At 30.9% G+C, this 13,386-nt stretch carries 11 protein-coding genes; 1 reads left to right on the top strand and 10 read right to left on the bottom strand.

Features of this window, described 5'->3' with window-relative positions:
- The 10 genes from ELQ12_RS04175 to lgt form a co-directional block, all read right to left on the bottom strand.
- A partial coding sequence (locus ELQ12_RS04175; protein WP_243834122.1) for a hypothetical protein occupies window positions 1–615 on the bottom strand: 615 nt, incomplete at its 3' end.
- A gap of 87 nt (window positions 616–702) precedes the next feature.
- Complete coding sequence (locus tag ELQ12_RS04170; protein ID WP_070210148.1) at window positions 703–2,424, bottom strand: GMC family oxidoreductase; 1,722 nt, start codon at window positions 2,422–2,424, stop codon at window positions 703–705.
- A gap of 1 nt (window position 2,425) precedes the next feature.
- Window positions 2,426–3,154 (bottom strand): gluconate 2-dehydrogenase subunit 3 family protein, encoded by a 729-nt coding sequence (locus ELQ12_RS04165; RefSeq protein ID WP_002870810.1) that lies wholly within the window; start codon window positions 3,152–3,154, stop codon window positions 2,426–2,428.
- A gap of 135 nt (window positions 3,155–3,289) precedes the next feature.
- Window positions 3,290–3,994: a tetratricopeptide repeat protein gene (locus ELQ12_RS04160; RefSeq protein ID WP_002870809.1), complete on the bottom strand. Its 705-nt coding sequence runs from the start codon at window positions 3,992–3,994 to the stop codon at window positions 3,290–3,292.
- A complete protein-coding gene (locus ELQ12_RS04155) occupies window positions 3,994–5,823 on the bottom strand; it encodes a dynamin family protein (RefSeq protein ID WP_052949566.1) in 1,830 nt (609 codons plus the stop codon). Before ELQ12_RS04155 ends, ELQ12_RS04160 begins: the two co-directional genes overlap by 1 nt.
- A complete protein-coding gene (locus ELQ12_RS04150) occupies window positions 5,813–7,999 on the bottom strand; it encodes a dynamin family protein (protein ID WP_070261164.1) in 2,187 nt (728 codons plus the stop codon). The genes ELQ12_RS04155 and ELQ12_RS04150 overlap by 11 nt, the downstream gene beginning before the upstream one ends.
- 27 nt (window positions 8,000–8,026) lie before the next feature.
- Window positions 8,027–8,752, bottom strand: a complete 726-nt coding sequence (locus tag ELQ12_RS04145) for a fumarate reductase iron-sulfur subunit (RefSeq protein WP_002854302.1) — start codon at window positions 8,750–8,752, stop codon at window positions 8,027–8,029.
- Complete coding sequence (locus ELQ12_RS04140) at window positions 8,745–10,736, bottom strand: fumarate reductase flavoprotein subunit (protein ID WP_002861159.1); 1,992 nt, start codon at window positions 10,734–10,736, stop codon at window positions 8,745–8,747. The genes ELQ12_RS04145 and ELQ12_RS04140 overlap by 8 nt, the downstream gene beginning before the upstream one ends.
- A complete protein-coding gene (locus ELQ12_RS04135) occupies window positions 10,720–11,502 on the bottom strand; it encodes a fumarate reductase cytochrome b subunit (RefSeq protein ID WP_002854660.1) in 783 nt (260 codons plus the stop codon). The genes ELQ12_RS04140 and ELQ12_RS04135 overlap by 17 nt, the downstream gene beginning before the upstream one ends.
- A 68-nt stretch (window positions 11,503–11,570) precedes the next feature.
- A complete protein-coding gene (gene lgt / locus ELQ12_RS04130; RefSeq protein ID WP_002861158.1) occupies window positions 11,571–12,386 on the bottom strand; it encodes a prolipoprotein diacylglyceryl transferase in 816 nt (271 codons plus the stop codon).
- Between the two features lie 89 nt (window positions 12,387–12,475).
- Here lgt and ELQ12_RS04125 point away from each other — a divergent pair, with 89 nt between their 5' ends.
- Window positions 12,476–13,375: a membrane lipoprotein lipid attachment site-containing protein gene (locus tag ELQ12_RS04125; RefSeq protein WP_052858564.1), complete on the top strand. Its 900-nt coding sequence runs from the start codon at window positions 12,476–12,478 to the stop codon at window positions 13,373–13,375.
- Window positions 13,376–13,386: the final 11 nt, after the last annotated feature.

The raw sequence follows: 13,386 nt of genomic DNA, 5'->3' as shown, positions 1-13,386 counted from the left end.
GAAATTAAATTTTTTTATCACGGAATTAAAATAATCATCATCGTTTTTAAGCACAGATTTTTTATTGTTCGTGTTATCATTATTATTAACAAGTAACATTTTATCACCCATAGCCATTTCGTATTCTTTCACAAATTCATCGTGTCTTTGCTTAAAATCTATGTATTTAGTTTTAAACTCATTTAAGCTTAAATCTTTACTTATAAGTGCGTCAAATTCTTTATAAAATTCATCGGCTTTTTTGATGATGTCGTAGCCCAAATGAAACATCTTAGAATAAGAAACAAAAAAACCTAACATCATTTTCTCCGTAGTTGGGTCCCATTTTGTATAAGCAGGATTAAAATCTTTTAAAGGGGATTTTTCTATTTTATTGGGGTCTTTTAAAGCATTTGACTTCATAAAGTTGTTAAATTCTTGCATATCTTTTTTGCTAATACTTTCATCAAGTCCGAATATTTTAGGATTATACTCAAATTTTTTTCCACGATAAGGCAAAGCACCTTCTCCTGTTATAACGGCTACTCCGTGTTTGTTGATTTTAAAATCAATATTTTTATCTTGCTTAAAATTTGAAGTGTTATAATTATAATTTAAATTTACACCATTAATCATTTTTGCCTTCCTTGATATTATATACTATATCGGAAAAAAATTAAAAATTTATAATCTTGAGAGTTTTCAAAAACTCTCAAGTTATTATCAAGCTAAGCTTTTTCCACTTTTATGATATTTTAAAATACCTTCAGCACAGCGATAAGCCAAAGCTCCCACAGTATCAGTTGGATTATATCCACTATTGTGTTGGAAATTTCCTGCTCCTACAACAAAAAGATTATCCGCATCCCAGTGTTGTAAATAAGTATTAACCACACTAGTTTCTCTATCTGCGCCCATGGTTGTTCCACCTGTGTTATGAGTAGATTGATAAGGCACAACGCTATAATCCTTAAGATAAGCACCTTTTTTGATTGATTTTACTCCTTGCATTCTTTTTGCTACCTCAGCTGTTTTATCTGTAATAAATTTATGCAAAGCTCTATCTTGATCGGTGAAATTATAAGTTAAGCGTAAAAGTGGCATACCAAAAGCATCTTTATAAGTTGGATCAAGACTTAAATAATTATTCTTATGAGGCAAAGAAGCACCTTGTCCTGCTACGGTAATAGCTCTTGTGAAATTATAGTTTAATGCTTTTTTAAATTCAGCACCCCAAGTTGGAGCTCCTGCTGGAAGTGGGGCTGATTGTATAGGGCGAGTTCCAAGCTGAACGCTATAAATCATAGCTCCATGAAGGAATTTTTCCTTAGAATGATCAAAATTATCTCCGTTAAAATCATCACTCGTAGTTCCTAAAGCACCTGAACCCATGAAGGTGTTAAATTGCTCATCAAAGAAAGCTGTTGTACCCATATTCATTTGGTAACAATAATTTCTACCTAAAGTTCCTTTACCTGTTTTTGGATCGTATTGCTCACCTATGTTGCTTACCATTAAAAGCTTAGCATTGTTAAACATATAACTTGTAAGCACAACTATATCAGCAGGCTGGATATACTCTTTCATCGTTCTAGTATCGACAAATTTTACCCCTGTTACTTTTCCATCTTTTTTAAGAATTTGCGTTACATTGCTATAAGTGCGTATGGTGTATTTACCTGTGCTCATAGCCTTTGGAATTACTGTGTTTAAAGGACTTGCTTTTGCGCCATACTCACAACCAAAGCGTTCACAATACGCACAGTATTGACAAGGAGCTAAATCTTGACCATCAGGGTTTGTATAGCCACCTTTAGAATTTGAAGCTGGCAAACGATAAGTGTGTAAATTTGAACTTTTTGCTGCACTTTCAAATCGTTTAAGCATTTTAGTATTTTCAAGAGGTTCTTGTGGATAAGGACTAGATCTAAAAGCTCCCATTTTTTCTGCTAAAGGATTTGGCTCACCTGATACCCCACAGGTTTTTTCAAATTTATCATAATAAGGCTCCATATCCTTATAAGTCACACCCCAATCTTGCAAGGTATAATCATTACCTAATTTATTACCATATCTTTGTTTGCTTAGGGTTTGAATTTCAAAGTCATAAGGCATAAACCTAAAAGTCCAACCATTCCAATGCACCCCTGCACCGCCAACATTATTACCCAATAAAAACGAACCCATTTTACGATAAGGCAAGGCTAAACCACTAGGATCATGGCGAAAAGTCACAGTGTCTTTCGAGCAATCTTGCATCAAACCATAATTAATCCCATATCTCCACTCATCATGGATAAAATTAAAATTTTCAGTACTTTGCATATGTCCGCGTTCTAAACTAAGTACATTCAAACCTGCTTTAGTAAGCTCTGCAGCCACTATACCTCCAGTCCATCCTGCTCCAACTGTTACCACATCTACTTTTTTTAATACTTCAGCCATTTTAACTCTCCATATCTGCTAAACCCATAGGTTCAATGTTAAAAAATTCATCACTTGCAATTTTATCCACATAGCTCATTTGTGCGCCTGGATATTGCATCATTCTCCAACCATTTTTATTATCATTTCCGCCATAAATTGGATCAGCTAAAACTCCAGCTACTGTCATATCTCTTAAAAGTGTGAAAAAATAAGAAGATTTAAAACCTGTAGTTTGAATTTTTCCTTTTTCAAAATCGCTTAAAATTTTATCCTGATCTCCACCTTTAAGCAAAGAAAAAGATTTTTTATAACGCTTTTGAGCATTTTCTTCAAGAGCATGCACGCCTTCTAAAAAAATATCTTTGCGTTGCATAGGAGTTTGATAGCCTTGTTCAGCTTTACCCTCCATGAAAGGCCCTTGCATATATTCTCTATCATTATAACCATAAGCACTAGCTAGCTGATTATCGATAAAATAAGGCACGCCTAAACCTATAGCTCCTTCTCCTTGCTCATCTTTAGGATAAATTCTTTCACAGGCTGCACTTAAGGTATCAAATTCAGTTTGAGTTTGAAAAAACATTCTACCTCTAACTTTATTTGATTTCCCTTGTGAAGCTTGATGCGAATGCGTAAGTTCTGCTGCCTTTAAAACAGCACCGCCACCTATAGTGCTAGCTGCTACTACAGAACCACCTAGAAGCCCTAGTTTAAAAAAGCTTCTGCGATCAATAATATTGTCTTGCATTACTTCTCCTTGATAATAATTTAAACAAGACTATATTAGTCCTATTAATATAAATTTAACTTTAAAAAGCGATAAATTTTGTGTTATTCTTAATTTTATTTAAGTATATCTTTGAAAGTAATGAAAATAGAACTTTTAATAAAGCTCTATATCTTTAGAATTAAGTTCTTTATAAGCTGCGCAAGCTTCTTGATGTTTTTGATCACAAGCCATGCCAAAATATCTTTTTGCCTTTGTTAGATCTTGTTTTTCTAGTTGATTATAGCGTCCTAACAAATAACAAGCCTCACCAAAACCTAAAGTGCAAGATTTAGAATAAAAAGCAAGGGCAGATTTTACACTTGCCTTAACAAGTTCTCCTTTATCATATAAAGATCCTAACTGATAACAAGCTCTTGCATTTTTTAAATCACAAGATCTTTTATAAAAACTTGAGGCCATTTGTCCATCTTTTTCTTTTTCATAAAATAAAGCTATATTATTACAACTTAACGATTCTCCTAAAGCACAAGCTTTATTAAAAGCCAAAAGAGCTTCATTTTTATAACCTTGATTTTGCAAAAGCAAAGCCATATTAGAACACGCATTTGCTAAACCTAATTTACAAGCTTTATCATAAAATTTATAAGCTTGATTTAAATCTTTGCTCACACCCTTAGCACTCTCATGCATAAAAGCTAAAGAAAAACAAGCTTTAGAAATATCTTTTTCACAAAGATTCTTAAAAATTTCATAAGCTTTATCAAATTTATTTGCCTCGTAAAGTTTTAAACCCTCTTCTAATTCACTTAATGCAAATAATGAATTAAAAAATAAAAATAAAGCTAAAAATATTCTCATTAATCTTCCTTTATATTTTCTCTAACATTTAAAATCTGTGCTCTTCTTTTTTGAAGTTCTGCTTTTTTAAGATCTAAAAATTTATTTTTTTCTTGGATTAAATTTTGAATTTGTTCTAAAAAATTTTTTGCAATTTTTGTCAAAATAGGCTTATTAATAAGCAAAGCTTCAAACTCATAAACATTTAATTCATTTAAAACTCTTTCATAAATTTCACTTTTTTTGGGATAAAAAAGTACAAATTCAGAACTATCAAGCTCATAAAGAACACGGCTTTCATTGATTTTACGACTAAAAAATGCAAGGCTTAGTTTCGTAGCATTTTCATAATTTGTAAAAGCCTTAAGATTTAATTTTTCAAAAAATAAATCAAGCTCTAAAATACTTCTAAATAAAAGCTCTTTAAAATCTTTCAAAAAGTACTCATCACTTGCATTGCAAAAAGCTCTTAATTCACTAAAATTTTTATCACTTTGGAAAATGTGATCTTTTTGTATGTTTGAAAATTCTGCTTTAAAAAGCAAAATTTCTCTCTCAAGTATGTTTACAAAGTCTTTTAATTTCATCTTGATTTCTTCAAAAGATTTATAAAGTTCATTTTTGATTTTTTTAAACTCTTTACTCATCACATCACAATTATAAAACATTGCCAAAAAAGCATCGTCACTTGAAATATAAGGCGCTTTATAATCATATCTTGTGTATAAATCTTTCTTTAAAAATCCTTTGCTTTCTTTGTAAAAATAAGCATCTTTTTCCTTAACACTTGCAAAAATTTCACTAGAAATTCTTTCGCTAATGCTTTTAAGCTGTTCTAAAATCTGATGGTTTAAAATTTCAATCTCTTTTAAAAAATTTTCATACGCTAAAAGTAAATGCTTTTCATAACTTTGAAATTGATTTAATAAACGATCAAAAATACCTACAAAAAGTTGGTTTTCATCTTCTAAAATTTCGCATAAATTTAAAATTTTTCTTTTAACAAATTTTTCTTTTAAAGCTGTTGTATCTAGCTGAGTTAAAAAATCAAGCAAAGATTGAAAATTAGATTTTTCATAGCTTTGCCCATCTTTAGCTTCTTTACAAGAAATGGCAATAAGCTTATCAAAATATTTTAAAAATACACTTTTTGCATAATTTAAAACATTATCTAGCTCTTCTGTATTTAATTTATCTTTTTGATTTAATACACAAATGCTATTTTCTCCTAAAAGTTCTAAATTTGCTTTTATGGCATCTTCTTCGCTTTTTTTTCCTGCATTATCAATCAAACTTAACCAAATCGCCCCATGAATATTTTTAAGCTCATCAAGAGTTGTTAAAGTATCATTTTCATTTGCATTTAAACCTGGAGTATCTACAAGAGTAATTTTTTCAAGTAAAGGAATGGGTGCAAAAATATGCAAACTTTTTGCTTGTTTTACTTCATTTCTTTGATCCGTATAAAAGGCTAATTTTTCTATATTTGTGATAATATCACTTCCATCTTCAAATTCTACTCTTAAAAAATATTCTTTTGCATAGCGTAAAAAAGTAGGTTTAAAAGTAACAGGAACAACACCCGTAGGCAAACAATCACACCCCAAGATCAAATTTAGCAAACTTGATTTACCACTTGAAAACTGTCCTATAATAGCAATATTAACATTCTTATCTAAAGAAAACACAAGCTCTTTTAATTCATTTTCTAAAGCATAACTTGCGTGCATAAAAGGCTCATTAAGTTCCTTACAAAGCTCTTGAATACGACCTTTAAAACTATCATCAAAACTCACACTATAAGTATTTTCATAGGCTTTTATAAAATCATTTAAAAGATTAATCTGCATTTAAAAGCCCCATTTCAAGTTGTTTTAATTTTTCAATTTTTTCTAAATTTTCTTCAAAAGAATTTAAAATATTAATATCTTGATTTTTCAGACTCTGTAAAACTTTTTCAAGACTTTCTAATTTTGATTTTTGATTTTTTTCATAATATTTTAATTTATCATTTAAAAACTCAAAAAATACTCCATTGATATTTAAAGAATTTAAAATTTCGCTCATTTTAAATTCTTTAAAAGTATCAAAAATAACCGTATCTAAATTCGTTTCAAGCTCATATAAATCTGATTTTAGATTGCTTAATTTTTCAATTTTCAATCTTAAAAGTGCAAATTTTTCGCTTTGAAAAATACTATCTATATTTTTTGAAATTCCATCTTTAAAACCTTCAAAACCATTATCAAAATCATCTTTTAAAAAATCATATTTTAAAGATAAATTTGTTTTAAGCTCCTCGATTTTTTTAATATTTTCAAATTTAATTTCTCTTAAAATATCATTAATTCCATCTTTTGTAGTAATATCAACTATATTTAAAATACGAGAAAGATTAAGCTTTTGTGCATTATTTTTCAGATATTTAAACTCATCTATCAAGCGTTCTTTTAATTTTTTAGCCAAAAGTAAAACAAGATTATCTATGCCACTATCTATATTTTTAAGTTTTGCAATGGAATTTGAAATTTCATCTTGTGCTTCTTTTAACAAGGTATTTTGCTTTTGAAGTTCAAGTAAAAGCTTTTGATTTTCTTCACTTACACCTTGTTTATTCTCCTTAATAAGACGATTTTGCATTTCATATTCGCTTAGAATATTTTTGAGCTCTAAATGTAATTCTTTTTTGTAAGCTCTTAAGGCAATCTTACTTTTTTCTCCTGCATAAAGCTCGTTAAAAAGATAGTTTTCAAATTCTTGCATACCACTTTTTTGCAAACTTTCCTTAGGCGCTAAACCCTTATAAAAATCACTTGCCATTTTAGCACTCACACATAAAAAATCAATCTTTTCCACCAAATTTTCATCTAAATCCACAAGTCTTGATTTTAAGCTTTCTTTGGTATAAACAATGACTTCTTCTAAATCCTTTTTGCTTAACAAATCCGCTTTAGTTAAAACAATTAAAAACTTACTCAGCCTTGAGTTTAAAAGACAATGCACCAAAAAGTCCGCATCCTTTTGAGTCAAGCTTTGAGAAGCATTCATTAAATGAATTAAAAAATCACTTTCTCTAAGATACTCATTTGTAACAATTTCTCTTTGAACTACAACATCATCAAGCCCTGGAGTATCAACTATAGAAATATTATTTTTTAAAAAATCTAAATGACTTTTAATTTCTATTTTTTTAATTAAAGCTGAAATTTTATTTTTAGCTGAACTGAAATTTTTAAGCTCACAAAGTGCGATATTTTGTATTAAAGGTTTATCTTTGATAAAATCCTCTATATTTACACTCTTATCCAGCTTATCAATAAATTCTTTTAAATCTGCATTAAAGTGCGAACTTTCAAGTATATTTTGCCATTCTTTTTTATCCCAAAAATATATCTTTGCTTCTTCACTCTTACCATAACTTAATACTGTTAAATTAGCTGTTTCAGGTATGTTTGAAACCCCTAAAAAATCTTCTTTTAAAAGAGCATTTAAAAGGCTTGATTTTCCTGCATTCATCACGCCAGTGATGGCTATATTAAACTCTAAATTTTGAAATTTTTCCAAAGTTTTTTGAAGTCTTGATTTTAAATTTTCATCAAAACTTAGCTTTTGAAGCTCTAAATTAATGGTGTTTAATTCTTTAAAATCATTTTGAAATAAAGCTTTTTGATCTATACTTTGAACTTTTTCTTGTGAAATAAAATCAAGCATTTCGGTATTTTTTGAAATTTTTTCTAAAATTTTTAGAGCCTTAAGCAAATCTTGCTTTGAAATAAAACCTGATTTAAAAAGATTTAAAATACAAATTTGAGCATTTTGTATACTAAAAATATCCACTCTTAAATCAATTTTTTTGCAAAGCTCTTGAAATTCTTTTAAGAGAAAATATCTTTCATAATTGTCTTTATTGACACTTAAAATAATCGCACACTCGGCCGTATCAAGTTTGCTTTTATTTTGAAATTTAGCATCAAAATTTAAAAATTGGAGTTCATTTTGCCAAATTTTTTGGAATAATTCTTTCATAATCTTCCCCTTAAAAAGGGGAAAGATTTATTTATTTCTTTGAGCCACAAGTTGTCTTCTCATATAAGCAATTTTACTTTGCAAAGGTAATTCTTTAGGGCAATTATCTTCACAAGCAAGCAATGACATACAACCAAAAACACCATCATCATCGCCCACTAATTCATAAAAATCTTCCACACTTCTATGGTCATGCGGATCTTGTAAATATCTAGCTGTTCTTAAAAGTCCTGTAGCAGCTATGAAATTTGGACGCATAAGTTTAGTTGCACAAGAAGCTACACAAATTCCACACTCTATACAACGATCAAGTTCAAAAGTTTCATCCGCAACCTCTGGCTCAATGCGTTCTTCAAGTTTAGAAATATCAGTTTCTTTTTCATTATGCACCCAGCTTTCAACACGCTTACACATGTCTTCAAACCACTCGCCTGTATTCACGCTTAAATCTTTAATATGTCTAAATGCAGGCATAGGCATAAGCTCTATCACTCCATCAGGATAATCTTTAGTTAAAGTTTTACAAGCAAGTTTTGGCACTCCATTAATCATCATTGCACAAGATCCGCAAATCCCTGCACGACAAACAAAGTCAAAACTCAGATCCGCATCCATTTTTTCACGGATCAAAGTCAAACATACAAAAACTGTCATAAAAGGAGTTTCTTCAAGCTCATAAGTCACAAAATGTGGTTTAGAAATTTTGCTTAAAGGATTATATTTAAATGCCTTTATTGTCAATTTTCTACTCATAATCAACTCCTATTCTTTGGTTTGGTGCTTTATATTTAGCTTGCAATTCATAAGGCATTAAAGCGTTTTGAATTTCATAACGACCTTTGCCTTCAGCTTCCATTTTTTCACGGATAGCATCCACTTCAGCTTGGCGTTTTTCACTTAAAGGATTTTCTATAATATTTCCTTTAGCTCCATATCCACGGAATGCTGGTGGAATTTCCATTTTCATAATATCAAGCTCTTCGTATTCTATGCGTGGTAAGGTTTCGCCTTCTACCCAAAAAGTATTGGTTCTTTTCATCCAATTTAAATCATCTCTTTTTGGATAATCTTCTCTATAATGCGCCCCACGACTTTCTGTTCTTAAAAGCGCTCCATAAGCTACACAAAGTGCTATTTTTAACATTCTTGGCACTCTATACGCTTCTTCAAGCTCTGGATTTGCACAATCAAGTTCTTTACAATGTACTTTAACGTCTTGAGAATCTTTATAAAGTTTTTCAAGTTCATCTACTGCTTCTTTCAAACCTTCACCTGTTCTAAAGATGGCCACCTTATCCCACATGATTTCTTTCATTCTGTTTTTGATTTCAAAAACATTATATTTACCTTCTTTATCTACTAAAGATTTTAAATATTGATACTCTTTAGTTAAGAAGTCTTTTACTACATTTGTGTCAATTACTTCACCATTATTTTTACAATAATCTGCAAAATAATCTCCCACTATCATACCTGCTACAACAGTTTCAGCACATGAATTTCCACCTAAACGATTAAATCCGTGCATATCCCAGCAAGCTGCTTCTCCACAAGCAAAAAGTCCGTTTAACCATTGACTTTCACCTGTTGGTTTAGTTCTAATTCCACCCATAGAATAATGCTGCATTGGAAGAACTGGCGCCCAACCTTTTGGACCTTCATCTGCTGGATCAATACCATTGAAAGTTTTGCAAATATCTTGTACATCGCGGAGATTTTTTTCCACATGAGCACGACCCAATATAGAAATATCAAGCCATAAATGATCCCCATAAGGACTTTTTACACCTTTACCTTTGCGAATATGCTCCATCATTCTACGACTTACCACATCACGGCTTGCAAGTTCTTTTTTCTCTGGTTCATAATCAGGCATAAAACGATATCCATCCACATCACGCAAAATTCCGCCATCACCACGACAACCTTCGGTAAGCAAAATACCGCTTGGTACAATAGGAGTTGGATGAAATTGCACTGCTTCCATATTTGAAAGTCTGCAAAGCCCTGTTTCAAGAGCGATGGCTGCGCCCGTTCCTTCGCAAATTACCGCATTTGTAGTTTGCTTATAAATTCTACCATAGCCCCCTGTTGCTATCATGGTTCCTCTTGCAATATAAGCAATAAGTTGTCCATTAGTTAAATCTCTAGCGATCACACCTAAGCATTTTTTACCATCATGGATAATTCTTACTGCTTCCATTCTATCAATAATTTTTACTTGATGTTTAATAGCTTCATTTGCTACACCATAAAGCATACAATGCCCTGTTGCATCTGCGATATAGCAAGTTCTCCATTTTTTAGTTCCACCAAAATCTCTAGCATTAATAAGCCCGTGCGCTTCTTCTTTTTCTTCAATCACAGTTTTTTGTGCATTGATTACAACAGTTCTTGGACCTTTAGTAACTCTAGTCCAAGGCACACCCCAAGCCGCAAGTTCACGCACTGCTTTTGGTGCAGTTTGAGCAAACATTCTTGCTACTTCTTGATCACAGCCCCAATCACTTCCTTTTACTGTATCTGCGAAGTGAAGATCTTCATTATCACCCTCACCTTTTGCCCCATTTGCTAAGCTTGCCTGCATACCTCCTTGCACCGCTGCAGAGTGAGAACGCTTCACTGGACAAATACTTAAAAGTGTTACACTTTGGCCACTCTTTGCTACTTCAATAGCCGCTCTAAGACCTGCTAATCCTCCGCCTATTACTAAAGCATCACTATATTGTATATTCATAATTTGCTCCATTGTAGTTTTTTATCATCGCAGTAGTTTGGGTTTGATTTTGGTAGTTTTCATAACCTATTTTTATAAATGCTGCAAGACTTAACACACCTAAAACTAGGAAGAAAATACTGATTATCCATTTAGCAGTTTTAAGCTTTTTACGACTTTCTTTTACATTTTTTCCTTCAAACCAACCCCATTTAACACAAAGTCTATAAAGCCCTATGCTTCCATGAAGTTCAACACAGACTAAAAGAACAGCATAAAAAAGCCACATAAAATGACTTACAACCCTATCTCCTGACATATCGCCGCTGATTTTATCTGCATTGGTTACAATAAAAATAAGATGAGCAGAACCTAAGAAAAACATAATAAAACCTGTAAAAGCTTGAACCCACCATAACGAAGTATCGCTGTGATTCATTTTTTTACTGTGTGTTCTTAGTATTTGATACTGACGGTAATTAATAGGAAATTTTCTCATTGCAAGTAAAGCATGAACGAAAAAAACCACTAAAACACAGGCGGCTAAAAATGAAGTAAGATAACTCATAACAGGATTATCGTAAACAAATTTTAATTCTAAAAAATGTACCACAGAATTAAAAAAATCCTCACTGACTAAAATTGTAGAAACAAAAAGCATATGCACCCACATAAAAAGACCTAAAAAAAGCCCTGAGGCACTTTGGATAAAGTCTAATTTCGCAGGCATTTTACTTTTTTTGCCCTCAATGCTCTTACCCAAATAACCTTCGATAAGCTCACGCATCTTTACTCCTTTGTAAAAAGAAATTAAAAAAATCCATTTCATTATATTACAAAAGTCTTTAAGATAGATTAAATATTTACTTTTTTAAACTTTATACAAATATAAACTAACAAAGTTGTTATAAACATTATAAAACTTAAAATTTGCCCCATACTCATACCCCATAAAACAAAACCTATACCAAAATCAGGCTCGCGATAAAATTCACATATAAATCTTGCCAATGAATAAGCACCAGCATACACAAGAATCAATTCCCCTTGAAAACTTTGCTTAAATCTTGCTAAATAAACTATAATAAAAACAACAATACCTTCTAAAAATGCTTCATAAAGTTGCGATGGATGGCGCAATACTCCATCAACATAAATTCCCCAAGGCACATTTGTAATGCGACCAAAAAGCTCTTGATTTAAAAAATTTCCTATACGACCAAAAACATAAGCCAATGGAACACTTAAAGCAACCAAATCAAGAAAAATCCAAGGATTTGTTTTATATTTTTTACAAAACAATAAAGTAGCTATCAAAAATCCTATAATTGCTCCATGATAACTCATACCTCGAATACCTACAAATTCACCATTAATATAAGGATTAAAAATTTGCCAAGGATGAGTAATATAATACATAGTATTTGCATCATAAATCAAAATATATCCAAGTCTTGCACCTAAAATAACCCCTATTTCAACCCATATAAAATAACTATCCAAATGTTTTTCATTAATGTCTAGTTGAAATTTTCTTACAAAAAATTTAGCTAAAAGCAAAGCTAAAAGCAAAGCTATAACATACATAATGCCATACCAATGCACCTTTAAACCAAAGATGCTAAAAGCTATAACATTAAAATTTGAATAAATATGCTGCCAAAATTCCATATATCTTTCCTAATTTTCTTTTATAAAAATATAACAAAAAAACTTTAACTTGCTATAATTAACACAAACACATTAAATAAAGGTAAAAAATGAAAAAATATATTTTACTTGCTAGCAGTATGTTAATTTTAGCAGCTTGTGGAGGCACAAGTAGTAATTTTGTCAATGTTTCTATGCCAAATTTTAAACCCCAAGTTCCAACAAAGGTTGAACCTATTGATTCTGGAGTAAGCATTGCTCTTGAGCCTATTAATATAGAACAAAATAACAATTATTCTGATTATTTTGAAAATTCAGTGCTTAAAATTCGCATAGAAAAAGAAATTGATCTTTTAAAACAAAATTTAGAAGAGCAGATCAAAACCATCGCTCAACTAAAAGGCTATAAAATAGTTACTACTAATCCAGACTACACTCTTAAAAGTTCAATCAGTATTTATACAGAAGAAAAAAATGCACAAAAAACAAGCAATTTTATGAGTGGAGATTATGTAAAATCCAATTTAGGTATAAATTTTAAAGGTAAAATAGATTTTATAGATGCACACAATCCACAAAATTCAACCAATCTTTCAAGCAGCACCAAACTGGATTCTTTAGTTGCGCTTAACTATCCTATTAAAAATGATGATGGGGTTAATATGTTTAAAACTACTATCTCCACCGTACCAACTCAACTCAATAAAGGTTTGGAGCAACCTGCTTTTGAAATTGATAAAAGTATTTTAGCTTTTTATAAAAATACATTAAATACACTTTATAACAATCTTCCAAAAGCAACAGACATAGGCAAAACTATACCTAATACAAACAGTAGTTTTAATAGTTTTGATGGCAATGCTACCTTTGAAGAAAGCTTACCTCAAACAAATTTTAATCAAAATAATACAATTGAAAACACACCTACGCAAAATATTCCTACAAATCCGTCTTCAACAAATCAAAATAATCAAAGTAAAAATCAAGATGGGGTAGAAATATTTGAATGATAAAACTTGTG

The sequence above is a fragment of the Campylobacter sp. US25a genome, assembly GCF_004379075.1.
In the GTDB taxonomy this organism is placed as follows: Bacteria; Campylobacterota; Campylobacteria; order Campylobacterales; family Campylobacteraceae; genus Campylobacter_D; species Campylobacter_D jejuni.
This window is presented reverse-complemented; position numbering and strand designations above follow the sequence as displayed.